The organism is Ruegeria sp. C11, assembly GCF_056537725.1.
Genome location: NZ_JBQFSB010000001.1, coordinates 34,572 through 56,937 on the forward strand (window position 1 = coordinate 34,572; position 22,366 = coordinate 56,937).

Here is a 22,366-nt window from a genome sequence, read left to right on the forward strand (position 1 = left end):
GTCTATCCTGCTCGCGTGATCACGGCTTCATCCACCCACTTACGTGCCAGATGGTCCGTTTTAAGTACGTTATCAAGGGTCATGTCGGCATCAATCAGGCCGGTGGTGCCCTCGAACCGGTCCAATACAGCCTCGACCACCCGAGCCATATCCAGAAATCCGATCCGCTTTTCGATGAACAGATCTAGTGCGCGTTCCTTGGCTGCATTGAATACAGCTCCGGACAACCCGCCTCTCTCCATAACATTCCGAGCCAGCCTCAGCGCCGGATACCGGGCAAGGTCCGGGTCCTGAAAATGCAGCTTGCCTAGCTTGGCCAGATCCAGCCGAGCGACCGGCAGTTCACGCCTTGCGGGCCAGTGCAACGCGTATCCGATGGCGTGCCGCATGTCCGGCGCGCCCAGATGCGCCATCAGCGCGCCGTCCCGGAACCCGACCAGCGCATGAACCATGGATTCAGGATGGATCAGAACCTCGATTTCACCCGGCGCCACCCCGAAATATTCCCGGGTTTCGATGACTTCCAATGCCTTGTTGAACATAGAGGCACTGTCGATGGTGATCCGCTGACCCATGTCCCAGTTTGGATGGCTGGATGCCTGTTCGACAGTTGCCTTCGACAGCTCCTCCAGTGGCCAGTCACGGAAAGCACCACCACTAGCGGTAATGACGATACGTTCAACCGACGCGATCTCTTCGCCTACAAGTGCCTGAAACACAGCCGAATGTTCGCTGTCCACCGGCAACAAACGGGCATCGTGTTTTTTGGCGGTTTCAATCACCAGTGAACCGGCACAAACCAGCGTTTCCTTGTTGGCCAATGCCAGGGTCGCCCCTTGCTTGAGCGCCTCAAGACCCGGGTTCAGACCTGCGGACCCGACGATTGCCGACATGACCCAATCGGCAGGCCTAGTCGCGGCTTCGTTCAAGGCAGTTGTTCCAGCAGCAGCTTCGATCCCGGTCCCGGCAAGCGCGGCTTTTAGGTCTTCCAGACAATCTTCATAGGCCGTTACCGCCACCTTGGCGCCCAATGATCGAGCATCTTGTGCAAGTTGTGCAATATTCCTGCCACCGGTCAACGCAACGACATCATAAGATGACCGGTCCCGAGAAATCAGGTCGATGGTGTTCTGCCCGACCGAGCCGGTGGCACCAAAAATCGATACCTTACGCATCACATTCCTCCGGGAGAGAAAAACAGCCCCAGAATAAGAACCAGCAATGATGCGCCCATCATCCCGTCAAACCTGTCAAGAAACCCGCCATGCCCGGGAATAAGGTTCGAACTGTCTTTCACGCCCAGTTTCCTTTTGGTCGCACTTTCAACGATGTCACCGGCCTGACTGGCCATGGATGCCAGAACCGATACCATGACAAAGGTAATGCCAAACCCCGCATGCACCGCAAAACCTGCCCCAACCAATGCGGCGGCGACCCAGCCACCGGCAGTGCCGGACCACGTTTTCTTTGGGCTGACTTTCGGCCAGAACTTTGGTCCGCCAACTGACTTGCCGACAAAGTACCCCGCAACGTCAGTCGCCACGACAACCGCGATCAACCAGACCATCCAGACAAGGCCCATATTTTCGCGAATCGAAATAAAGCCAAGCCCGGCTGCGGCAATCCAAACGGCAAACAGAGCATACAAACCCTTGTGCTGTTTCACCTGCCCTGCCCCAACCAAAGCCGGAGCCAACAACAAGGGCAATTTGTAAAGCGGCGGAACGTGATAGCTAAGCGCAATGGCAGCGCCAGTTAGAATAGCAAGCTGAACGGCAACGCCCATACGATCGGGGTCGACCATCCGCACCAATTCCCAGATCATCAACCCACAAGCAACAGCAATGAAACTTTCGAACCACAGCCCGCCCAGCCAAACTTCAATTGAGCCGATGCCGACCAGCACCAGAGCAGACAGTACCCGAGCGGTCAGATCGGACCACCTGCCGTCACTCATGCCAGAACCGCTCCAAACCGGCGCTCGCGCGATCCATAACTGCGGCACAACCGTTCCAGCTCATCCGCTGTGAAATCCGGCCACAGCGTGTCGATGAACTCGTATTCAGAATACGCAGACTGCCAAAGCAGGAAATTGGAAATCCTTGCTTCTCCGCTGGTTCGGATCACCAGATCCGGGTCAGGCAGAACATGGGTATCCAGATATTTAGGAAGCGTTTCCACGTCCACATCCTCGGGCCGCAGTTTTCCATCGGCGACATCCCGGGCCAACCGTTTTGTCGCCCTGGCCACTTCGTCCCGACCGCCATAGTTCAACGCTACTGTCAGATGAACCAGATCATTATGGCTGGTCGCCTGTTCGAGCTTGTCCATAAGCTCGATCAGCTTGGCGTCCAGACGCATGCGATCACCAATAAACCGCACGCGCACACCGTTTTCCTTCAGTGCGTGTGTTTCCTTGGTGATGTAGCGCCGGAACAAGCTCATCAGGCCAGCAACTTCGACCTGAGTGCGTTTCCAGTTCTCGGTCGAAAAAGCAAAGACCGTCAGATACTTGATGCCAAGAGGCGGGCAAGCTTCGACGACCTCGCGTACGCGCCGCGCGCCGGCGTGATGCCCAAACAATCGGGGACGCCCCCGCGCCTGCGCCCAACGTCCATTTCCGTCCATGATGATGGCGACGTGCTGCGGGCCGACAGGCTCCAGGATATCCGGATCTTTGGGCATTATCAGGTCAGACCTGCATGATCTCGGATTGCTTGGTTTCAAGCGCTTCGTCCACGACCTTGATCATCTTATCGGTCAACTCCTGAACTTCGGCCTCCCAGAATTTCTGGTCATCCTCGGACAAACCGTCACTTTTGGCCTTTTTGACCTGATCCATACCGTCGCGCCGCACATTTCGGATCGCGACGCGGGCATGTTCCGCATACTGGCCTGCAACCTTACCAAGTTCACGCCGGCGTTCTTCGTTCAGCTCCGGAATGGGCAGCATGATGATTGTACCGTTGAGCTGCGGATTGATGCCCAACCCACTTTCGCGGATAGCCTTTTCCACTTTGCCTACCAGGGACTTGTCCCAAACATTGACTGTCACCATCCGAGGCTCGGGTACATTGACCGTACCAACCTGATTGACCGGCGTCATGGAACCGTAGGCATCCACCATCACTGGCTCAAGCATGGACGCCGACGCACGACCGGTACGCAAAGACGCAAATTCGGTCCGCAGATTTGCCATCGCGCCATCCATGCGGCGCTGGAGATCATCGGTGTCCAGTTCGAAATCGTCAGACATGCTGCTCACTCCCCGTTTTCAGGTACTGTTCCGATGGGTCATAAGACATCGGAATTGGGATGTATAGCAATCATGAACGGGAAATGTGACGATAGCGAGGGGTGTTTCACGGCTTTTTGGTGTTTTTCCTGCCCAACAGGAAAGCTGCCCGAAAAAGTGAACGGACAGCTTTCGTTACAGGGATCGCTCAGCCGTTGACGTCGACAACAACGCGACCCTTTACCTGACCTTTCAAAATATCTGCTCCCAGCTGCGGCAGGTCGCTGAGATTTGCAGGCTGAATCATTGCGTCCAGCTTATCCATCGGCAAGTCGGTCGAGATTCTCTGCCAGGCGCGCACCCGATTTTCGTATGGCTGCATCACACTATCGATACCCAAAAGGTTCACGCCTCGAAGAAGGAAGGGAATCACCGATGCCGGTAACGAAGCCCCTCCAGCCAGACCGACTGCGGCAACCGAACATCCATATTTCATCTGGCCCAGAACGCGCGCCAACATTTCACCACCGACCGCATCAACGCACCCGGCCCAGTTCTCACTCTCAAGTGGGCGCTTGGTTGTTTCGTTCAGTTCTTCCCGCGCAACGATTGTCGTAGCACCCAGCGATTTAAGATACTCGGCTGCTTCCGGACGACCGGTCACGGCAGCAACCTCGTAACCCAGATTGGCCAGAATGGCGGTTGCAACTGATCCGACACCACCTGCTGCGCCCGTCACCAATACAGGGCCGTGATCCGGCGTCAGTCCGTGATCTTCAAGAGCCATCACTGCAAGCATCGAGGTCAGGCCCGCAGTGCCGACTGCCATTGCATGCCTTGCATCCAAGCCCTCGGGCAGCGGTACCAGCCAATCCGCCAGCGCGTTGGCTTTTTGAGAGTACCCACCCCAATGTGCCTCGCCCACACGCCAGCCGGTCAGCACGACCTTGTCGCCAGGCTTATAACGGTCGTCCGAAGATGACTCGACTGTTCCCGCATAATCGATGCCGGGTACATGCGGGTACTTTCGAACCAACCCACCACCACTGGGGCTCAGGCACAGGCCGTCCTTATAGTTCACTGTCGAATATTCCACAGCAACGGTGACTTCTCCATGAGGGAGAGTATCCTCGGAAATCTGCTGAATTGAGGCACTTGCTTTGCCACTTTCTTCATTCTTTTCAACAACCAATGCGTTGAACATCATGCCACTCCTCTAATCTGGACGCGGTGCGCCCGGCATTTCATCTATCTTCCAAACGTCAACGATGATCACAGTCATCGCCAAAACCGTTCCTGTACAACGGCCCATCTCATTCCGTGCTCTGTCAGCACCTCGATGCGGGTACCGGGTGACCAATGCGATCGATCAACCATGCCAATGGCCACGTTAACTCCGAACTCGGGTGAAAAGACTGCCGAAGCTATCTGCCCAACCTGATTTCCCTGAGACATGAGTGGCCAGGACTCGGAACAGGGTCCAATATCACCCTCGATCACAACGGGCCGAATCTGCCGCGGCGGGCCATTTTGGGCCTGATCCGCCAGCGCCGCCTTTCCGGTGTAGCTTTCGGGCGAGTTGCAATATCGACCCAGACCACATTCAAACGGCGTATTCTCGCGCGTCATGTCCGATCCGAAACTCAAAAGCCCGCTTTCAATGCGCTCAATGTTGTTCGGACAACCAGCCCGAACTTTTAGATCGCGTCCGGCGGCGAAAAGAGCATCCCATAGCGGCATGCCATAATCGGAGGCATCCACATAGATTTCAAACCCGCCCTGTTTTGACCAACCCGACCGGGCCACGACAAACTCGCGATCTTCGAAAGCAAGACGCTTGTATCTGAAGAACTTGATATCCCGGACCTGCTCGCCAAATACCCGGGCCATCAGTTCGTCGGCCTTTGGCCCCTGCACCGCCAGCGGCGAGACATCCGGTTCTGCTACTTCGGCATCGAGATCAAGCGCGACAGCAATCCCCAACGCGAACTGCCACAAATCACCATCTGCCACCGACAGCCAATAGTGATCGTCAGCCAGTTTTACGGCCACCGGGTCATTCAGCATTCCGCCATTCTGATCAACGACCGGGACATAGTAACACTGATCTTTCTGCATCCGGTCCATATCGCGCGGACTGAGCATTTTCATCAGCCGCAATGCATCCGGACCCCTTATTTCAACCTGACGTTCGCAGGCCACATCCCAAACCTGCACATGTTTCTTGAGGTGTGCCGCATCTGCTTGGACACTTTCAAAAAATGTCGGCAACAACATATGGTTATAGACAGTATATCCACCAACTCCGGCGGCTTCGACGCCGGGTGTGAACGGAGTTTTGCGGACGCGGCGACTGGGCGTGATTACAGCCATATCAGAACCCCTCGGGAAGGAATACCAGATCGCTGACAGGTGCTTTTGATCCTGCCTCGGTCAGCATCTTGTGCAGCTGGCCGCGATGGTGCGTCTGATGATTGAACATGTGAACTACACATTGGGCATAGGGCCTGGTTACGTCAGCCTCTTTTGCAGCCGAATACCACGTAAAATCCCCGGTCAACGGCCCGTCTTCAAGGCGGTGAGCCCAGCCTTCAACACGCTCATCAATCTCTTCGCGCATTGGCAACCATTCAGCAAGATCGCCACATATCGAAGTGCTTTCCGGAATGCCTCCACCGGGGCCTGGACCTTTGTCAAAGCGTGAAATCCAAATCCAGTCGCCCCACAGCAGATGGTTCGCGGTGCCGAGTATCGAACCGAAAAAAGCGCCACGATCACGTGTCAGTTCAGCCAACGTCAGCATTTCAAGAAAGCCTGACAACTGATTGTTTTGCCAACGATTATAGCGCGACATCTCCTGTGCGTAGGACGCGGTGATCATCACTTGGGTCCGTGCCAGTCGATCTGACAGATTTCCGCTGAACGTCCTTCAAAATCCCAAACCCGACCAAAGGCGCGTACGCGGCCCTTGCTGGCCGTGGCCACTGTGATGTCCGGACCCATCCAGTATTCGGTATTCGATATTACGATATCGCTTTCCTTGTCCTTGCCCTGAACCGGAAAGACGGTGCCCTGAATTTTCTTACCAACAGTTATGTGTCGGTTCTTGCCATCGTTCACATAGGATACGGGCTGCCGTTCGGCGCCAAGGAACTCACCCACCAAAATCGAGAACAGCCCGGTCGTACCGCGTGCCTGCCCCGAGAATATCTTGACCAATCCTTCGTAGGCTGCATGGCTGGCGCGATCGTCGATGAACACCGCAGCCTTCCAGTTGCCGCGCGACATCATTCCCGGAATTTCGATCAGCAAACCGATATTCAGACCAGACAGATCTTCGTCGCCATAATGGCCGCTGTCGATGCGCACACCGCCCCAGGTCTGACAATGCCCTTCGGTCGGCTCATGCTTGCCAAGCGAAACCACGCACGGACAGAAAACCGTGCAATTGCAATTCAGTACAAGCTCGCCTTTAATTGCCCACGGCGTCAAACCGGGGTCTTTGCGATCCGCAGCCGGATGTCGGCTGTCGATCTTCTCGGCGACTTCCAGTCGATCGTTTGCCATTCTTAATCCTCCTTCAAATCAGTCCAAATCCGATTGCAACCGACGCGGCAATCAGCGCTCCACCCAAGGGCCGGGTAATCCAGCGCCCCAGGTCGGGCAGTTTCTCAAAAACCATGATGACGGTCGCCAGCCCCATGAAAGCCAGGTTCATGACACCGCCGACAAAGGCGAGAAGCATCAGGGCCCAGCAACACCCAAGGCAAACCAGTCCAAGCCGAATGCCATTGCGCCACGGACCTTCGTCCCAATGGGTCATGAAGAACATCATGGGTGAGCGGCATTTCACCAGACAGGCCTCCTTAACAGGTGAAAACTGATAAACTCCAGCAACCGCCAGAAGCCCTGCGGACAGGAAACGGGTGCCGCTTTGGCCCAAAGGATCAATCAGACCAGCCTGAAACAGGACCATTTGCAATCCTGCGGCAGAAAGCGAAAACCCCAACCAAACCATAAGGTATCCGCCAAGCAGATGCCCCATATGGACGCCCGCACCAGTCTCACCCAGTTCTTCATATGTTGCGAGAGCCGGTAGAACAGTCGGGGCCATCATTGCGGCCGACATCAGCACCCACATCAAAACCATCCGGACAAATCCGGCGGCATCCGGGGTGACAACGCACAGACTTGACCAGAAGTCCGCCCCGTAAACCATTCCGATCTGACGCAATTCCGCTGGAACGGCCATCAGATATAAAACGGTCCACGCTCCGGCAATGCCAATGAAAAGCGCCAGCCAGTGCGGCGCGGTCATTGCCCTGATGCGTCCCGACAGCATGGCTCTCCCTCCCTCGCTCCCGACTCATCTCTTGCTTTTCAAATGTCAGACTTTTAAATGTCAGACAAATAAAAAATTACAAATCGTGCGCCAAACATGAAAATCGACCCTTTGAAACCTGCCGATCTGTCGGCGCAAATCGCTCAGGCCATCCGTGATGCTATTGTCACGGGAAAGCTGATCGTAGACGAACGCCTGCCGTCCGAGGCGGAACTGGCGGACCAGTTCCAGGTGTCGCGACCCACTGTGCGCGAGGCCCTGAAAAGGCTTGCAGCGCAGTCGCTTATCCGTACTCAGCGCGGTGCCACAGGTGGCGCCTTCGTGAACCGCTTGAATTTCGAAGATGCGTATTCACAGCAAATTACGACCTCGACGTTGCTACTGTCGATGAACGCCGTCAGCTTCGATACGGCTTGCGAGGCCCGATATGCGCTGGAACGCGCATGTGCCCCGTTGTCCGCGCAACGACGCACAGCCGATCATCTGGCGACCATGCGTGCAGAGATATTCCGCCAATCGCAACCCGGCCTGACAGACGAGGCGTTTTGCGCATCGGACGTGGCCTTTCACCGTGCCCTTGTCGATGGCGCGGCAAATCCGGTGCTGTCCTATCAGTTGGCTGGCGCGGTCGAGGCAATGCAACCCCTGATGAACATGATTACCTTCACGGCTCGTTCCCGCGAAGAAATTATCTTGTTGCATACTGCCATCGCAAATGCCCTTGAAACGCAAGATGCCAAAGCGGTCGACACCGCTCTGATCGATCTTGAAGGCTATACCCGCAAACTTGCCCGGGACGTCGCGGAAAGCCGCCGCAGACACCCCTAAATATGGCAGTTGGAAAAGGCACTTGACGCAACTGGCCCCCCAAACGGACAATCAGTCAGGCAGCGTGACACCCGGCACGAAGACCGGAACTCTCAATAAAAATTGAATATCAATTATTTACGGGAGGAAGTTATGAACCTTAGACCGGACCCGACATTCTATCCGTCCCCCAAACTGGCGATGGAAGGACCAACGGAAACATTGGCGTTCACGCTGATGCTCAGCCCGGATTTCTCGCAACCTGATGGGCTGGCTGTAGTAAACACTGACCCGAACTCTGGCGATTTTGGCAAGATCGTCCACACTGTCATCATGCCCGAAACCGGGGACGAGTTTCATCATTTCGGCTGGAACGCCTGCTCGTCATCTCTTTCACCACTCAGCGGTCACGCATTTCTTGAGCGGAGGTATCTGATCATACCGGGCATTCGGTCCAGCCGGATATACGTGGTTGACGTCAAGAACCCGCTGGAAGCGAAGATACACAAGATTATCGAACCGGAAGAAGTGTTTGCAAAAACAGGATATTCCCGCCCGCATACCATTCATTGCGGACCGGAAGGCATATATGTCAGCACACTCGGCGGCGGTGGTCCGGATGGAACCGACGGCCCGCCGGGTATCTTTATCATGGACTGCGAAACCTTCGACATCATCGGCCGGTATGAAATTGAGCGCGGCGTGCAGGACAAGCACTATGACTTCTGGTGGAACCTGCCACGCGACTACATGGTCAGTTCCGAATGGGCGCTGCCGCCGCAATTCGAAAACGGCATCGTTGCCGAAGACCTGCTGTCGAATAAATACGGACACCGCATTCATTTCTGGAATCTGCGGAATCGCACAAATATTCAGACCATTGATCTGGGCGAAAACCACCAGATGGCGCTGGAAATCCGCCCTGCCCATGATCCGGTCAAACAACACGGTTTTTGCGGAGTGGTCGTAGATACAACCAACCTCCAAGGTGCAGTATTTACATGGTGGCGGAATGGCGACGGAACGTTCGAAGCGAAAAAGACGATTACGATAGATCCGCAACCAGCTGATCCGAACGACCTGCCCGAGCTTCTGAAAGGGTTTTCAGCCGTACCGCCATTGGTCACTGACATCGATCTAAGCTTGGACGACAAATACCTTTACGTCTCGTGCTGGGGGACCGGCGAGATGCATCAATACGACGTTTCCGACCCAATGAACCCCACTCTTGCCGGCAAAGTTGATATCGGTGGGATCGTCAAAAAGACCAAGCACCCCAACGGCAACGTCTTTGGTTATGGCCCCCAAATGGTCGAAATCAGCCGTGACGGCAAACGTGTTTACTGGACCAATTCACTGTATTCCACGTGGGATGACCAGTTCTATCCCGGTGATCGCGGCGCTGCGATGGTCAAGGCGGATGTCGGGACAAACGGCGGTCTGACGCTTGATCCGAATTTCTGGGTCGAGTTCCCAAAGGGTTATCGCAGCCACCAGATTCGGCTTGAAGGCGGAGACTGTTCGACTGACAGCTTCTGCTACCCGTCGGCCTGAGTTGGAGTATCTGACGACGACCACGGCCGGGCTTTGGCTGGCCGTGGTGTTAAGCGGACTCTATCACGGCCTTAACCCCGGTATGGGATGGCCCCTGACGGTGTCTGCCGCGATGATGGAGCGCCGTCAGACCGCGCTTTGGAAAGCGCTGGGTGCATTGGCCACCGGGCACTTTCTGGCCATGCTCGGTATCCTGCTGCCATTCGCGCTTATGGCCGTGCTGGTCGAATACCAGTCCGAAATCCGCATCGGCGCAGCCCTATTGGTCATCGCGATGGGTCTTTATGTCATGATCACGCGCCGCCATCCCCGAATGCTGTCTCGAATTCCGCCCGGCAAGCTGATCTTATGGTCCTTTCTTGTGGCACTGGCTCACGGAGCCGCATTGATGCTGGTTCCGATATACCTCGGTCTCTGTGGCCTTGACGAACTGGACACTGGCCACAGGGCCGTTTCTGAAATCATGGCAACCAACATGGCCCTGACACTGGCCGTGGCGTCGATTCATACGCTAGCCATGGTCACAGCCGGGGGCGGACTGGCTTTTGCCGTCTATCGTTGGCTGGGGTTAAAGTTCCTGTCGCAAAGCTGGTTCGATCTGGAGCTTGTCTGGGCCCTAAGCCTTTTGGTTGTCGGAGGCCTGGGCTTGTGGTCAGCGCTTTAGGGGATTTCACTGGCCGAAAACCGAGCTAAGTATCTAACCTTCAAACATTGCGAGGATCGGATGATACCCACCATTAACGCAGTAATTGCTGTTTTGACGATCGGTTTCGGACTGTTCGGGTTTCTGGCGCCGGCGTGGACAGCCGCTTCGCTGGACCTGGCGCCGACCAACAGCACAATGGGTTTGAGCGAAATGCGGGCGTCGGTTGGCGGTCTTTTTGTCGTTACGGGCGCTGCGGTTTTGTGGCTCAACAGCCCGACTGCGTATTTGATGTTGGGAATTGTCTATGCAGGCACTGCTCTGGGTCGTTTTGTTTCCTTGGCGCTAGACAACCCACCAATTGCAAAAGCGCTGCTATTTGGAGGAATCGAGGCGTTACTGGCAGCACTACTGATTGCAGCGAACCTCAACAAGTCCGTATAAAGCATTCACAACAGTCATCTTTTCCTGAAAGATTCTGTATTTGCATCCCTCCAAGCCGTCACCTATATATGTCATGTCCTTCGGGACTATGGACATAAACGCGCTCGTAATAAACGGATCGGACCCGGGGGCGGTACCCGGCGACTCCACCATACATCCTTCATTTGGGGATCATGGGGTCGAAACAGGATCGACGGACGTCTAAAGGGGTTAGCTTTGTCTCGGCGGGGTGCCACCGTACCGGCCCAAACAGTACAATTGCAAATGACAATCGTGCTCCGGTTGCAGTTGCTGCATAAGCAGTAACAAGACCGAAACTTAAGCCCTTGCGCCTAGCCGCGTAAGGCGGGGTTCGCAGGTACCTGGCAACAGAAACCTGCACTTACCTTTCATGTTTGCCCTTTTTGACCACGAACATCCTTTTGTTCATGGTTTATTCACTCTCTTTTTGCACGGTTTTCGTCAAAGGTTGGAGAACGGACATGACGAAATCAGAATTGCTCAAAGCCTGGTACTCTGAGGTTTGGGAACAGGGAAACACAGACGCCATCGACCAGTACTTCTTACCGGATACGATGGCCGAAGGGTTGATACCGGAAATGCAGGTCGGGGCAGATGACTTCCGTGATCTGGTAACCGCGTTCCGGCACCTGCTGGGAGATATCCGTGTGGAGCTGCCTAAAATCATTGAGGAAAATGATTGGCTCTCTGCAATTCTGCATGTTCATACGTCTCGCGCCGACACCGGTGCTGCGGTCGAGGTCTCTGGTCAAGTCATGGCTCGGTTCAAGGACGGAAAAATGGTCGAGGCCTATAATCAATTCGACTTCGTTTCGTTCTTTGAACAACTTGGTCAGCTGCCGCAGGATACCCTGCCCGTTTGCATGACCGGACAAAGGCTCGACTGGGTCTGATAATATTGACGGTTCGGACCTTTCCGCTGTACCTAAGTCTCATGGGGTAACGTTGCGAACACCCCGTGAGGCGACAGCCCAAGTTTCGCATGTATCCACATCTGAAGGAGACATGCCATGGCTGCCCCAAATGCCATCAAGGTTCAGCAACTGTTGCGTCTAATCGGAACACCGCGGTCACCAATCATTGTTGATATCTGCCTGGAAGACGACTTTTCGGCCGATCCCTATCTTATTCCCGGTTCAGTTCGTCGATCGCACATCGACATGAAGGGAATTCGCGAGGTTTTTCAGGACAAACCCGGCGTTATTGTGTGTCAGCAAGGCAAAAAGCTTAGTCAGGGTTTGGTGTCCTTATTGCGCGGAGAAGGTTACGACGCGGAATTTCTGGAAGGCGGGATGTTTGCGTGGCGGGATACTCCTGGCGCTATGAGAGTGCCATTTGCTGCGCTCCCAATGCCTCAGGGGGGAAGCACACTTTGGGTCACCCGACATCGGCCCAAAATCGACCGGATCGCCTGCCCTTGGCTTATCCGCCGATTTGTTGATCCGTCTGCACGCTTCCTTTTTGTCTCCCCTGCCGAGGTTGAAGGAGTGGCCGAACGATTTGGCGCCACACCATTTGACATCGAAGGCCAATTCTGGAGCCATCGAGGCGAAAATTGTACTTTTGATACAATGTTGGACGAATTCGGGCTGCGAACCCCTGCCCTGAATCGCTTGTCCGAGGTTGTTCGCGCGGCAGACACCAATCGCCATGACCTTGCCCCTGAAGCCGCTGGCCTGCTCGCCGTTTCCGTCGGTCTGTCGCGCCAATACAGGGATGATCACGAGCAGCTGACGGCAGGAATGCACCTTTATGACGCTTTGTACCGCTGGGCGCGGGACGGGTTCAGTGAAACGCACGACTGGCCGTCGGAGCGCAAGAAATGACCCCGACAAATGGCGAACTCGTTGCCGTATTTGGCCGCATTGGCCTACTGTCATTCGGCGGGCCAGCTGCGCAGATTTCATTAATGCATCAGGAACTGGTGGAACGACGTCCATGGCTGGACGAGCAAACCTATTTGCGCGCACTTTCGTTGTGCATGCTCCTGCCCGGTCCGGAAGCAATGCAGTTGGCCACCTATGCAGGCTGGCGTTTGCGGGGCGTGGCGGGTGGGCTGATCGCCGGTGGTCTGTTTGTACTTCCTGGTGCACTGATCATTTCGGTGCTTGTCGGGCTTTATGCTGCATTCGGGGATCTACCACTGGTTCAGTCGGCCTTTCTTGGGGTCAAGGCAACGGTCATTGTGATCGTCCTTCAGGCACTCAGAAACCTGTCGCGCAAGGCGTTGACGGACAGAGAGCATCGGATCATCGCCATATTGGGCTTTCTGGCCATTTTCGCCCTGAACATCCCTTTCCCGCTGATTATTCTGGGTGCCGCCATTTGGGGCTATCTGACTTCGGCCGAATCCGGTTCTGACGGGAGTTTCCCCGACGCGCCGCCAACCGCGCCAATTCGAACCGCGATCATCTGGCTGACACTCTGGCTTGCGCCTCTGTTCACACTTTCGATGACCGGTCCCAAATTGTTGAGTGATCTGGGCTGGTTCTTCGCCCGACTGGCAGTGGTCACGTTCGGCGGGGCCTATGCCGTTCTGGCCTACATGACGCAAACAGTCGTGGAAAAATACAATTGGATCACCACAGATCAGATGATTGACGCGCTGGGTCTTGCCGAAACGACCCCCGGGCCGCTGATACTGGTCACACAGTTTGTCGCCATGCTCAGCGGTCAAGCGGCGGGTGGACCAGCCCTTGCAATCGCCGCTGGGATGATCGCGCTTTGGGCGACCTTCATTCCATGCTTTTTGTGGATTTTTCTTGCCGCACCTTATCTGGAACAAATTGCCGCCCGGCCGCGCCTCTCGTCGGCTCTGCATGGGATCACGGCAGCCGTGGTCGGTGTGATTCTCAACCTGTCTGTTTGGTTTGGTCTGAATGTTCTTTTTAGCCGCGTTCCCGAATTTCAATTCGGGCCTCTTTCCCTGCCAGCGCCGGGAATGGACTCGCTAAACATCACCGCATTGATTTTAACCATCGTCGCCGGGCTATTGATTTTCCGACTAAAATTCGGGATTGGAAGGGCGTTAACCGTTATGATTCTGGCGGGCCTGATTGCTCACTTCGTATAACCAATAATGCGCAAGACGGCCTTTTGTTTCCAGTCGAATCCCCTATGCTGAATACAACCACTTTCGAGGAACAAACATGTCGCAAGACATCGACTATGGAAATCTGATGCACACGGCCATGCGGGGCCTGATCAAGACTGTCTTGCGCGACGTGTCCCAAAACGGGCTGCCGGGGACGCATCATTTCTTCATCACGTTCGATACCCGCCATGCGGGAGTGGAATTGGCCGACTGGCTGCGGGAACGCTACCCAGATGAAATGACCGTTGTTATGCAGCACTGGTTCGAAAATCTGACTGTCGTCGATGAAGGGTTCTCGATCACGCTGAATTTTGGTGACACGCCGGAACCGCTGTACATCCCCTACTCTGCGATCAAGACGTTTGTGGATCCGTCCGTGGAATTCGGTCTGCGCTTCGAAAGCTCGGAAGACGATGACGAAATCGTGCAGATCGAAGACGATCCGGACCACTTGCAGACCGAAGAACCCGAGACACATCACGACGCCGATGTGGTTTCACTGGACAGCTTCCGGAAGTAGTGCGCGGAACGGGCTGGCTATTGCCGTTTCAGGAACGTTTCGACAGAGCGTGATTTTTCGCCGTTGCGAAACCGTGAAAAGGACAGATCCAATCCACCGTCCGCAAGCGTCCGATCAAATTGCTGCAACTCGTACCCACCGTTGTCATCGATAAACAGCGAGAACACCGTTAGGGTGTCACCTTTAATCCGCCCCCAAACAAAAGGCTCGCCTTTCATTGGGTTCAGTGGCACCTCATGTCCGAATACGTCGCGCTTCATCGCGGCGGAAAAAACCTCGGTCCGGTCTGTAGGACGGAAATCTATCGAGTATTTCTGTTCTTTCACCCGTCCGTCGGACTTATAAGTCGTCGTCGACCAACTGACATTGAACCCGGTTTTCAATTCGGAAATTGACACACTCATATCGCGTGGCGTCGACGTGCCATCGGCATCTACAAGTTCAGCCGATCCTACATAGTCACCTACGAAAGGCGTGATTCCCGAGGCAGCGGCCTGAAGCGTCAGCACCACCATCCAAAAAGACACGGTCAATGCGTATAATGCGATGAACAGCGCTTGGGGGCGGTTTGATGCACGCATGAGAGTCTCCGTCACAGATGGCCTGCCCATACTAACCACCACCCGGCTACGCACAATGGGGCTGTTTCGATGACCACGTATAATTGAACTGCCCTCTCGCCTATACCTTTGCACAGCTTAAGTTTATGGTGCGCGCAACTGGCCGATTGCACCAAGGCATGGTCCCGGTTAAACGGCATACAATCGCATACATGACGGAGTGACAGATGTCCCAGACCCGCACCGAATCCGACAGTTTTGGCCCGCTTGAGGTCCCCGCAGACAAATACTGGGGCGCGCAGACCCAACGCTCGATCATGAACTTTCCAATTGGCTGGGAAAAGCAACCCGTCGCCATCGTACGTGCGCTGGGCGTCATCAAAAAGGCCTGCGCCATGGCAAACAAGGCCAGCGGCAAACTGGAACCTGAACTGGCTGATGCAATCATTCAAGCCGCAGGCGAAGTTATTGAAGGCAAGTTTGACGACAATTTCCCCTTGGTTGTCTGGCAGACCGGTTCGGGCACACAGTCCAACATGAATTCGAATGAGGTCATTGCGAACCGCGCCATCGAGATTCTGGGGGGCGTAATCGGATCGAAAAGCCCCGTACACCCAAACGATCACTGCAATATGGGGCAATCCTCAAACGACACGTTCCCCACCGCCATGCACATCGCCACAGCGATGAGCGTTAGGGATGTTTTGATGCCAGGGCTGGAAAAACTGGCTGCCGGGCTCGAGCAGAAGTCTGACGAGTTCAAGGATATCATCAAGATCGGCCGAACCCACACGCAGGACGCGACCCCTCTGACACTGGGTCAGGAGTTCTCGGGCTATGCCCATCAGATCCGTCAAGGCATTGCGCGAGTTAACGCAGCCATGCCGGGAATTTATGAACTTGCGCAGGGCGGCACGGCGGTTGGCACCGGCCTAAATACCCAGAAAGGTTGGGGTGAAACCGTGGCGGCCAATATGGCTGAAATCACCGACCTGCCCTTTGTTACGGCGCCCAACAAATTCGAGGCATTGGCCGCGCACGACGCCATGGTGTTCCTGTCCGGCGCATTGGCAACGATTGCGGGCAGCTGCTACAAAATTGCCAACGACATCCGTTTTCTGGGTTCCGGCCCGCGTTCGGGTTTGGGCGAATTGATCCTGCCGGAAAACGAACCCGGATCGTCAATCATGCCAGGTAAGGTCAATCCCACTCAGGCCGAAGCACTGACACAGGTCGCAGCCCATGTGATGGGCAACGATGCCGCCATCAAGTTCGCCGGCAGCCAGGGGCACTTCGAGCTTAACGTCTACAACCCGATGATGTCCTATAACCTTTTGCAGTCGATCCAGTTGCTGGGCGATGCAACCGACAGCTTTACCGAACGGATGTTGATGGGCACTCAGGCCAACGAACCTCGTATCGACAAGCTGATGAAGGAATCCCTCATGCTGGTGACGGCGCTTGCGCCCACCATCGGCTATGACAATGCGACCACCGTTGCCAAAACGGCCCACAAGAACGGCACGACACTCAAAGAAGAAGCAATCGCGCTGGGCTTTGTCGACGAAGCCACATTTGACGCCGTCGTGCGGCCTGAACAAATGATCGGCCCGAAAGACTGATGGGCAAGCCGGTAAACTTGAACCGGTTTCGAAAAGACAAGGCGCGGGCTGAAAAAAAGGCCCGCGCAGACCAGAATGCTGTCAGGTTCGGCCGATCCAAGGCAGAGAAAGAACTGGACAAAGCCCGGCATCAAAAAGCGCTTCGCGATCACGAGGGGCACGAGGTAGACAAATGAGCCGGCGCCCGGTCAAACGCTCCCTAACGCTCAAAGGCCATCGGACCTCGGTATCCCTTGAAGAAGAATTTTGGCAAGCATTTAGAGAAATCGCCGAAGAAAGAAACCTTCCGATCAATGCCTTAGCATCCGAAATTGATGTGGGAAGAGACCCCGAAACAGGCCTCGCCTCGGCAATTCGCGTATTCATCCTGAATTGGTACCAAAGTCGGAATTGAGGCTTGCCAAATCCTGCGCGTGTGGGTTCTATAACCCATAGAACAAATGGGGTACATTTATGGCCAAAGCTATTCCCGGCCCGGATGGGCAACTTCGTTGTGCTTGGTGTCAGAGCGCACCCGAATTCTTTGATTACCATGATCAGGAATGGGGATACCCGGTTGGCGATGATCGGCGGCTGTTTGAAAAACTTTGCTTGGAGAGTTTTCAGTCAGGCCTGAGCTGGCGCACCATTCTGTCCAAACGCGAAAACTTCCGAAAGGCATTTTTGGAGTTTGATTTCAACAAAATAGCAGAGTTTTCTGATGCGGATGTCGAACGCCTTCTTCAGGACAGTGGTATCGTCCGCCATCGCGGCAAGATCGAAGCCGTAATCAATAACGCGCGCCGCGCTCAGGAATTGGTAGCATCTGAGGGGTCGCTTGCTGCTTATGTTTGGCGATATGAACCGTCGCCCGAAAGCCTTCCGGAGCCGCAGACTTTATCTACCTCGCCGGAATCGGTGGCAATGTCGAAAGACCTCAAGAAACGCGGCTGGAAATTCGTCGGCCCAACCACCGTATTTGCCTTTATGCAGGCAATGGGACTGGTCAATGATCACGCAAAGGATTGCGTCATGCGCGAAAAATCGGCCCGTTTGCGCGGCGAGTTCACCAAACCTGACTAAGGCGCCCCGCAAGGCGCCTTAGTCAAAAATCACACCGACGCGCGGTAGATTTTATCAATATTAGTGCCAAGAGCCGCGTTGAAATCGGCATCGCTCATCTGCTTGGACAAACCTTCGGTGAGTGCACGCGAAAAAGATGCGATCATCTTGGCGTTCTGGTTCAACAGATCACAAGCCTCTTCCGTTGAATAACCGCCGGACAGAGCCACGACGCGCAAGACGCGCGGGTGATCCGCAAGTTCATCGAAAAGATTGGCGTTGGTCGGAATGGTCAGTTTCAGCATCACATCCTGTCCATCGCCAAGCTGATCGAGGTTTTTGAGGATTTCCGCCTTCAGGATATCCTCGGCCTCGGCCTTGGTTTCAGAATGGATGTTCACCTCGGGTTCGACAATCGGAACCATGCCCGCTGAAATCACCTCGCGGGCAACATCAAACTGCTGCGCAACTACTGCCGCGATACCCTCGGCATTTGCCTCATGGATGACCGAGCGTTCCTTGGTTCCAAAGACACCATTTGCCTTGGCCAGAGTTTCGGCCAGACCCGGGATGGGTTTCATCATCTGAACACCATTGGCCTGTTCTTCCAGACCTTTGTCGATCTTCAGAAATGGCACCACCCCTTTGACCGACCAAAGGTAATCGGCAACCTTACGGCCATCGATCTCTTCTCCCAGTGTACGTTCGAACAGGATCGCGCCGATGACTTTGTCCTTGGTAAAATCGTTCGCAAGAATGATGCGCGCGCGCATCTTCTGCACCTCGCTGAACATCTCTTCTTCGGATCCGTATTGCGATGCGTCTACCCCATACAGCGCCAGCGCCTTGGGGGTCGAACCGCCGCTCTGATCCAGTGCAGCGATAAAACCCGCACCATTTGTCATCTGCTCGCGCTGATCTGCTTTGGACATAACACATTTCCCGTTCAATTTTGATTCCGCTTTGAGCATTCGCATACATCAAGGCGTTGATGGATGGTAGTTTGTTAGCGCTCAAGAAGCCTAAGCCAAATCCCGTCTTTTGCCCGAACCGTAAGATGAGCGACCGGAACAGGGTCGCGGCCTGCAATGCGCTCGACCCGGAACCGGCGCAACAACATCGACAATATCAGGGGGCCCTCGACCATCGCGAATCCGGCACCGGTGCAGACGCGCGGGCCAGCGGAAAACGGAATGAATGCCTTGCTCTGACACTCCCTGCCGTTATCGCTTTGCCAGCGTGCCGGATCAAATTCATCCGGGCGTTCCCACAGCCGTTCGTGGCGGTGCAGATGCCATGGGCTGAGAACCACTTGCGACCGCACCGGAATGTCCCTGCCTCTGAATTGTTCCGGGCACGTCGTTTCACGCACCATCATCGGTACAGGTGGATAAAGCCGAAGCGTCTCGCGAAAGACATCCCGGCTGATCCTTAGTTTTGACATGACTGCAAAGGACCGCTCGTCCAGTGCCTGGGCCTCGGCAGCCACTTTTTCCTGCCATTCTGGATAAAGCGCCATCAGGTACAGCGCCCAGGCCAGAGCCGACGCACTGGTCTCATGCCCGGCAAGAAAAAAGATGGCAACCTGATCCACCATTTCCTGAGTATCAAATACCGCGCCCGTTTCGGGATCACGCATCGTCATGATCTTGGTTGCCAGATCATCAGGAGCTGTTCCCGCGGCGATAGCCGCTGCGCGCTCATCTGTCATTTTGCGGATCAGTGAGCGAATTCGAGCGGCGTTCTTTCTGGTCTCGCCAGAGTGAAACTTGGGAAACCAACCCGGAACCGGAATAAATGCGGCAAGGTTCAGCAGGGGCTGAGCACGTTGATAGGCCCGGAACCTGGAAAACACCTGCGCGGCGGTTTCATCCTCGATCGGGACTGAAAAAAGGGTGCGAAAGATCACGTCTGCGGCGGCGTGGCTTGTCACCTCCTCGATCTCTGTTTCCTCTCCAACCAAAGGGCGCAGGCGGTCCACACAGGATTCGGCCGCAGACCACATTGCCGGAAAGGTATCTTTCAACCGTCCGCCTTCGAAAGCTGGATCAATAATGCGTCGTTGCCGTTTCCATGTCTCGCCATTGGTCAGAAACACCGAGTCGCCCAAAAGCGGCCGCAACCCTTCGCGGATACGATCTGACTTTGGAAAATCGTCGGGGCGCTCCTTCAGGACCGTATCGACCAGTTCAGGTTGATTTATGAGGTAGGAGCGGAAGAACGTGGTTCTGAATTCAGCCATCCACGCGCGATAAAGTTTTGCGGGCTGCGCCGACAGAATGTCCTGCCGAAACATGCTCAGATAACGCCAGAGTGATACCCTGTCGGGTCGCGCATTTGGTTTGGGGGGGATCATGCAGCTATCGACCGGTGTTTTGACACGGCGACGTCAATCCGTGACTTGGAGGGCGCACGACCTTTGAAACGGTCCGCCAGCGTAACCGGCCCGGCGGTGATGCGGAAATAGTCGTACTCTCCGGGCCGATCAAAGGCGCAAAGATATTGAAAATGCAGCCGGAAAAACCGCCATCTCAATTCCGCCCAACGCTGCGGTGAAAGAGTTTGTGTAAAGGCTGCCGACAAAACCAGCGGCCAGCGTTTATCCGGTGCCGCGACGCCGCTGACGGCAACGGGGTCACACAGGGCAAAAGCACACCCGTCGCCCGGAGCAGTCACATCTATCCAGGTCACCTCGTCACGCGTGCACAGATAGTTCAGATCCGCCCTTAACCGCTGCGCCATCGGTAGAAAGGAAACCATCGGCACGACCTGCCCCAGAGACAGAAACGCCAGCTTGGGGCCATTTTCCGGAACTCGCCCATCCCGGATCAGGTCGGCCAGTAAAGACACCCCCAGATTGGCGCCAGAACTATGGCCAACGACCAGAACCTCGTCTTCGTCACTTTGCAGGGCTCGCTCGACCAACTCTTTGAAATCCTGCAGACGGCTTTCCATTTCTGGCGGATACCTCCCCCAAAGACGGGCGGAATGCGCATAGTTATGCAGGAGGTAGTAAGCAAACAGCTTATTATCGATTTTTCGAAACCAGCGCAGCACCCCATAGCCAAGCGCAAGCGACGGTACCAACGAGAACCACCCCACCAGCGGGAAAATGAGAGCTGCCAGTATCCATCCAGCAAGAACCGCTGCCACCAACTGCAACATTAACATCGCGACAGGATATAGGGCGGCAATGACCGGACCTTTCCGCAGACGCATCAGACGCCAAAGCGAACCGGAAGACAGATATATCCAGGCTGTTCGCAACATCTGCAAATAGGTTCCGGGAATGGAATTCGACATGCTGCTGCGAACGATGTCCGACCAAACCAAAACTTCGACTTTGGACTGAACGTCCTGACCGTCCTGACAGGAAAACACCTGCCAGCCATAGGGACCGCTTGTGGATTTTGCCTCTATTGCGATGTCATAGCCGGAGATTTTCGCCTGCTCGCGACTCTCCTTGCGGTATAGCTCGCGATAGCGGCGGGGATGAATCGGATCATAGCCCGGAATGTAAAAAACCCGGCGTTTGTGAACGTTTGTTCGGGATTCCTGACTGCTCATCACCATGACCTCTACCGGGCACGTTAGCGCAGTCAAATGGCAAGTGTAAGGCTTGCCATCTGCGTCACTTTCAAGGTTAACCCAGAACAGCCAGAGCCGGGAACGTTTCCAAAAGCCACCAGCTGAATTCGGTAAACAAGCCGGTAATCAGCATGATGCCGACAAACAGCAACAGCCCGCCCATCACCTTTTCGATCAGCCCCATATATGGCTTGATACGGTTCATGACAGACATTGACCGGTTGACGAACATGGCGGCAAGCAGGAACGGAATTCCAAGCCCTGCAGCGTAAACGCCAAGCAGCACAGTTCCCCGCGCGACCGAACCTTCGGACGCCGCCAATGACAGGATCGCCCCCAGTTGCGGACCGATGCAGGGTGTCCAGCCAAAGGCAAATGCCAGCCCGAGAAGGTAAGCACCAAAAACCGAACCACCTGCCTCGCCTGCGTCTACGCGCGCTTCACGGTCAAGGATCGGAATTCGAAAGACGCCCATGAAATGCAGCCCGAAAACGATGACAACCGCGCCGGAAATTTTGGCGAACAACACCTGATTCGTCAGCACAAACGCCCCAAAGGCCGAAGCCGTGAACCCCAGCAACAGAAAGACGGTGGACAACCCCATCACAAAGAACAGGGCAGCCAATGTCGCTTTGCGCCTCGCCTGCGCCTCGTCCTGCATTTCATGAAGGGTAACGCCGCTCATATAGGCCAGATACGGCGGCACGATCGGCAAAACGCAGGGTGACAGAAAACTGATGATCCCGCCGATCATGGCGACGAACATGGCAGGCAGCAGACCCGCGTCGATGATTTCAATTCCGAACATGTTTCTGGACATATGCCATCGCTTGACCCGCGTCACGGGGCCAATCGGTCACATCCTCGTGGTCTGATGCTGGACAGCACAGAAAAG

The 22,366-nt window shown here is 55.2% G+C and carries 26 protein-coding genes and 1 other RNA gene; 13 read left to right on the forward strand and 14 right to left on the reverse strand.

Translation table 11 applies throughout. From position 1 onward, the window contains the following. Positions 1–2: 2 nt before the first annotated feature. The 9 genes from dxr to ACR0NA_RS00230 form a co-directional block, all read right to left on the reverse strand. Entirely contained in the window at positions 3–1,175 is a 1,173-nt protein-coding gene (gene dxr / locus ACR0NA_RS00190; protein ID WP_170652476.1) for a 1-deoxy-D-xylulose-5-phosphate reductoisomerase, read from the reverse strand. Next, complete coding sequence (locus ACR0NA_RS00195) at positions 1,175–1,957, reverse strand: phosphatidate cytidylyltransferase (RefSeq protein ID WP_480725027.1); 783 nt, start codon at positions 1,955–1,957, stop codon at positions 1,175–1,177. Before ACR0NA_RS00195 ends, dxr begins: the two co-directional genes overlap by 1 nt. Continuing rightward, complete coding sequence (locus tag ACR0NA_RS00200; RefSeq protein WP_480725030.1) at positions 1,954–2,685, reverse strand: isoprenyl transferase; 732 nt, start codon at positions 2,683–2,685, stop codon at positions 1,954–1,956. Before ACR0NA_RS00200 ends, ACR0NA_RS00195 begins: the two co-directional genes overlap by 4 nt. Positions 2,686–2,692: 7 nt before the next feature. Continuing rightward, positions 2,693–3,256 (reverse strand): ribosome recycling factor, encoded by a 564-nt coding sequence (frr, locus tag ACR0NA_RS00205; RefSeq protein ID WP_480725032.1) that lies wholly within the window; start codon positions 3,254–3,256, stop codon positions 2,693–2,695. A gap of 187 nt (positions 3,257–3,443) precedes the next feature. After that, positions 3,444–4,439 carry an acryloyl-CoA reductase gene (gene acuI, locus ACR0NA_RS00210; RefSeq protein ID WP_480725035.1) on the reverse strand — a complete coding sequence of 332 codons (996 nt, stop codon included), beginning with the start codon at positions 4,437–4,439 and terminating at the stop codon, positions 3,444–3,446. Between the two features lie 74 nt (positions 4,440–4,513). Beyond that, entirely contained in the window at positions 4,514–5,608 is a 1,095-nt protein-coding gene (locus ACR0NA_RS00215; RefSeq protein WP_480725037.1) for a dimethylsulfoniopropionate demethylase, read from the reverse strand. A gap of 1 nt (position 5,609) precedes the next feature. Continuing rightward, positions 5,610–6,116, reverse strand: coding sequence for a DinB family protein (locus ACR0NA_RS00220; protein WP_480725042.1), 507 nt, complete (start codon positions 6,114–6,116; stop codon positions 5,610–5,612). Then, positions 6,116–6,802 carry a DUF1326 domain-containing protein gene (locus tag ACR0NA_RS00225; RefSeq protein ID WP_170652463.1) on the reverse strand — a complete coding sequence of 229 codons (687 nt, stop codon included), beginning with the start codon at positions 6,800–6,802 and terminating at the stop codon, positions 6,116–6,118. The genes ACR0NA_RS00220 and ACR0NA_RS00225 overlap by 1 nt, the downstream gene beginning before the upstream one ends. Positions 6,803–6,815: 13 nt before the next feature. Beyond that, entirely contained in the window at positions 6,816–7,553 is a 738-nt protein-coding gene (locus tag ACR0NA_RS00230; RefSeq protein WP_480725964.1) for a DUF2182 domain-containing protein, read from the reverse strand. Positions 7,554–7,673: 120 nt separating this feature from the next. Here ACR0NA_RS00230 and ACR0NA_RS00235 point away from each other — a divergent pair, with 120 nt between their 5' ends. The 9 genes from ACR0NA_RS00235 (at position 7,674) to ACR0NA_RS00275 (ending at position 14,660) form a co-directional block, all read left to right on the forward strand. After that, positions 7,674–8,405 carry a FadR/GntR family transcriptional regulator gene (locus tag ACR0NA_RS00235; protein WP_480725047.1) on the forward strand — a complete coding sequence of 244 codons (732 nt, stop codon included), beginning with the start codon at positions 7,674–7,676 and terminating at the stop codon, positions 8,403–8,405. A gap of 132 nt (positions 8,406–8,537) precedes the next feature. Further along, positions 8,538–9,938, forward strand: coding sequence for a selenium-binding protein SBP56-related protein (locus tag ACR0NA_RS00240; RefSeq protein ID WP_480725049.1), 1,401 nt, complete (start codon positions 8,538–8,540; stop codon positions 9,936–9,938). Position 9,939: 1 nt separating this feature from the next. Next, the gene (locus ACR0NA_RS00245) at positions 9,940–10,602 is read left to right on the forward strand and encodes a hypothetical protein (protein ID WP_480725051.1); all 663 of its coding nucleotides are present in this window, start codon (positions 9,940–9,942) and stop codon (positions 10,600–10,602) included. 60 nt (positions 10,603–10,662) lie between these two features. After that, positions 10,663–11,025 carry a DUF4345 family protein gene (locus tag ACR0NA_RS00250; protein WP_480725053.1) on the forward strand — a complete coding sequence of 121 codons (363 nt, stop codon included), beginning with the start codon at positions 10,663–10,665 and terminating at the stop codon, positions 11,023–11,025. A 36-nt stretch (positions 11,026–11,061) separates the two neighbouring features. Next, positions 11,062–11,408: a transfer-messenger RNA gene (gene ssrA, locus ACR0NA_RS00255) on the forward strand. Positions 11,409–11,507: 99 nt separating this feature from the next. Next, entirely contained in the window at positions 11,508–11,939 is a 432-nt protein-coding gene (locus ACR0NA_RS00260; RefSeq protein ID WP_170652453.1) for an ester cyclase, read from the forward strand. Between the two features lie 117 nt (positions 11,940–12,056). Continuing rightward, positions 12,057–12,872: a chromate resistance protein ChrB domain-containing protein gene (locus tag ACR0NA_RS00265; protein ID WP_480725056.1), complete on the forward strand. Its 816-nt coding sequence runs from the start codon at positions 12,057–12,059 to the stop codon at positions 12,870–12,872. Beyond that, the gene (gene chrA / locus ACR0NA_RS00270) at positions 12,869–14,119 is read left to right on the forward strand and encodes a chromate efflux transporter (protein WP_480725058.1); all 1,251 of its coding nucleotides are present in this window, start codon (positions 12,869–12,871) and stop codon (positions 14,117–14,119) included. The genes ACR0NA_RS00265 and chrA overlap by 4 nt, the downstream gene beginning before the upstream one ends. A gap of 76 nt (positions 14,120–14,195) precedes the next feature. After that, positions 14,196–14,660, forward strand: coding sequence for an SspB family protein (locus ACR0NA_RS00275; protein ID WP_480725061.1), 465 nt, complete (start codon positions 14,196–14,198; stop codon positions 14,658–14,660). 17 nt (positions 14,661–14,677) lie between these two features. Here ACR0NA_RS00275 and ACR0NA_RS00280 read toward each other — a convergent pair whose 3' ends face one another. Further along, a complete protein-coding gene (locus ACR0NA_RS00280; protein ID WP_480725967.1) occupies positions 14,678–15,175 on the reverse strand; it encodes a hypothetical protein in 498 nt (165 codons plus the stop codon). Between the two features lie 272 nt (positions 15,176–15,447). Between ACR0NA_RS00280 and fumC the strand changes: the two genes are divergently transcribed. The 4 genes from fumC to ACR0NA_RS00300 are packed head-to-tail and all read left to right on the forward strand — an operon-like array spanning position 15,448 to position 17,904. Further along, positions 15,448–16,842 (forward strand): class II fumarate hydratase, encoded by a 1,395-nt coding sequence (fumC, locus tag ACR0NA_RS00285; RefSeq protein WP_480449680.1) that lies wholly within the window; start codon positions 15,448–15,450, stop codon positions 16,840–16,842. Then, positions 16,842–17,018, forward strand: coding sequence for a DUF4169 family protein (locus tag ACR0NA_RS00290; RefSeq protein WP_480725063.1), 177 nt, complete (start codon positions 16,842–16,844; stop codon positions 17,016–17,018). The genes fumC and ACR0NA_RS00290 overlap by 1 nt, the downstream gene beginning before the upstream one ends. Beyond that, positions 17,015–17,236 carry a ribbon-helix-helix domain-containing protein gene (locus ACR0NA_RS00295; RefSeq protein WP_480725066.1) on the forward strand — a complete coding sequence of 74 codons (222 nt, stop codon included), beginning with the start codon at positions 17,015–17,017 and terminating at the stop codon, positions 17,234–17,236. Before ACR0NA_RS00290 ends, ACR0NA_RS00295 begins: the two co-directional genes overlap by 4 nt. Before the next feature lie 59 nt (positions 17,237–17,295). Beyond that, entirely contained in the window at positions 17,296–17,904 is a 609-nt protein-coding gene (locus tag ACR0NA_RS00300) for a DNA-3-methyladenine glycosylase I (RefSeq protein WP_480725068.1), read from the forward strand. A 29-nt stretch (positions 17,905–17,933) separates the two neighbouring features. Here the strand turns inward: ACR0NA_RS00300 and ACR0NA_RS00305 are convergent, their stop codons facing one another. The 4 genes from ACR0NA_RS00305 to ACR0NA_RS00320 form a co-directional block, all read right to left on the reverse strand. Beyond that, positions 17,934–18,815, reverse strand: coding sequence for a fructose bisphosphate aldolase (locus ACR0NA_RS00305; RefSeq protein ID WP_480725070.1), 882 nt, complete (start codon positions 18,813–18,815; stop codon positions 17,934–17,936). A 74-nt stretch (positions 18,816–18,889) separates the two neighbouring features. Further along, positions 18,890–20,239, reverse strand: a complete 1,350-nt coding sequence (locus tag ACR0NA_RS00310) for a cytochrome P450 (protein WP_480725074.1) — start codon at positions 20,237–20,239, stop codon at positions 18,890–18,892. Continuing rightward, positions 20,236–21,450: a hypothetical protein gene (locus ACR0NA_RS00315; protein ID WP_480725076.1), complete on the reverse strand. Its 1,215-nt coding sequence runs from the start codon at positions 21,448–21,450 to the stop codon at positions 20,236–20,238. Before ACR0NA_RS00315 ends, ACR0NA_RS00310 begins: the two co-directional genes overlap by 4 nt. A 76-nt stretch (positions 21,451–21,526) precedes the next feature. Next, entirely contained in the window at positions 21,527–22,279 is a 753-nt protein-coding gene (locus ACR0NA_RS00320; RefSeq protein WP_170652431.1) for a cytochrome c biogenesis protein CcdA, read from the reverse strand. Positions 22,280–22,366: the final 87 nt, after the last annotated feature.

Bases quoted from the DNA above. Each gene is read 5' to 3' on its own strand.
- ACR0NA_RS00315 (WP_480725076.1), bottom strand. From the start codon at position 21,450: ATGAGCAGTCAGGAATCCCGAACAAACGTTCACAAACGCCGGGTTTTT.
- ACR0NA_RS00220 (WP_480725042.1), bottom strand. From the start codon at position 6,116: ATGATCACCGCGTCCTACGCACAGGAGATGTCGCGCTATAATCGTTGG.
- ACR0NA_RS00300 (WP_480725068.1), top strand. From the start codon at position 17,296: ATGGCCAAAGCTATTCCCGGCCCGGATGGGCAACTTCGTTGTGCTTGG.
- ACR0NA_RS00260 (WP_170652453.1), top strand. From the start codon at position 11,508: ATGACGAAATCAGAATTGCTCAAAGCCTGGTACTCTGAGGTTTGGGAA.
- ACR0NA_RS00290 (WP_480725063.1), top strand. From the start codon at position 16,842: ATGGGCAAGCCGGTAAACTTGAACCGGTTTCGAAAAGACAAGGCGCGG.
- ACR0NA_RS00230 (WP_480725964.1), bottom strand. From the start codon at position 7,553: ATGACCGCGCCGCACTGGCTGGCGCTTTTCATTGGCATTGCCGGAGCG.
- acuI (WP_480725035.1), bottom strand. From the start codon at position 4,439: ATGTTCAACGCATTGGTTGTTGAAAAGAATGAAGAAAGTGGCAAAGCA.
- ACR0NA_RS00305 (WP_480725070.1), bottom strand. From the start codon at position 18,815: ATGTCCAAAGCAGATCAGCGCGAGCAGATGACAAATGGTGCGGGTTTT.
- ACR0NA_RS00225 (WP_170652463.1), bottom strand. From the start codon at position 6,802: ATGGCAAACGATCGACTGGAAGTCGCCGAGAAGATCGACAGCCGACAT.
- ACR0NA_RS00310 (WP_480725074.1), bottom strand. From the start codon at position 20,239: ATGATCCCCCCCAAACCAAATGCGCGACCCGACAGGGTATCACTCTGG.
- ACR0NA_RS00295 (WP_480725066.1), top strand. From the start codon at position 17,015: ATGAGCCGGCGCCCGGTCAAACGCTCCCTAACGCTCAAAGGCCATCGG.
- ACR0NA_RS00280 (WP_480725967.1), bottom strand. From the start codon at position 15,175: ATGGTGGTGCTGACGCTTCAGGCCGCTGCCTCGGGAATCACGCCTTTC.
- ACR0NA_RS00195 (WP_480725027.1), bottom strand. From the start codon at position 1,957: ATGAGTGACGGCAGGTGGTCCGATCTGACCGCTCGGGTACTGTCTGCT.
- ACR0NA_RS00275 (WP_480725061.1), top strand. From the start codon at position 14,196: ATGTCGCAAGACATCGACTATGGAAATCTGATGCACACGGCCATGCGG.
- ACR0NA_RS00320 (WP_170652431.1), bottom strand. From the start codon at position 22,279: ATGTTCGGAATTGAAATCATCGACGCGGGTCTGCTGCCTGCCATGTTC.
- ACR0NA_RS00215 (WP_480725037.1), bottom strand. From the start codon at position 5,608: ATGGCTGTAATCACGCCCAGTCGCCGCGTCCGCAAAACTCCGTTCACA.
- ACR0NA_RS00250 (WP_480725053.1), top strand. From the start codon at position 10,663: ATGATACCCACCATTAACGCAGTAATTGCTGTTTTGACGATCGGTTTC.
- frr (WP_480725032.1), bottom strand. From the start codon at position 3,256: ATGTCTGACGATTTCGAACTGGACACCGATGATCTCCAGCGCCGCATG.
- ACR0NA_RS00235 (WP_480725047.1), top strand. From the start codon at position 7,674: ATGAAAATCGACCCTTTGAAACCTGCCGATCTGTCGGCGCAAATCGCT.
- fumC (WP_480449680.1), top strand. From the start codon at position 15,448: ATGTCCCAGACCCGCACCGAATCCGACAGTTTTGGCCCGCTTGAGGTC.
- ACR0NA_RS00200 (WP_480725030.1), bottom strand. From the start codon at position 2,685: ATGCCCAAAGATCCGGATATCCTGGAGCCTGTCGGCCCGCAGCACGTC.
- ACR0NA_RS00265 (WP_480725056.1), top strand. From the start codon at position 12,057: ATGGCTGCCCCAAATGCCATCAAGGTTCAGCAACTGTTGCGTCTAATC.
- ACR0NA_RS00240 (WP_480725049.1), top strand. From the start codon at position 8,538: ATGAACCTTAGACCGGACCCGACATTCTATCCGTCCCCCAAACTGGCG.
- chrA (WP_480725058.1), top strand. From the start codon at position 12,869: ATGACCCCGACAAATGGCGAACTCGTTGCCGTATTTGGCCGCATTGGC.
- dxr (WP_170652476.1), bottom strand. From the start codon at position 1,175: ATGCGTAAGGTATCGATTTTTGGTGCCACCGGCTCGGTCGGGCAGAAC.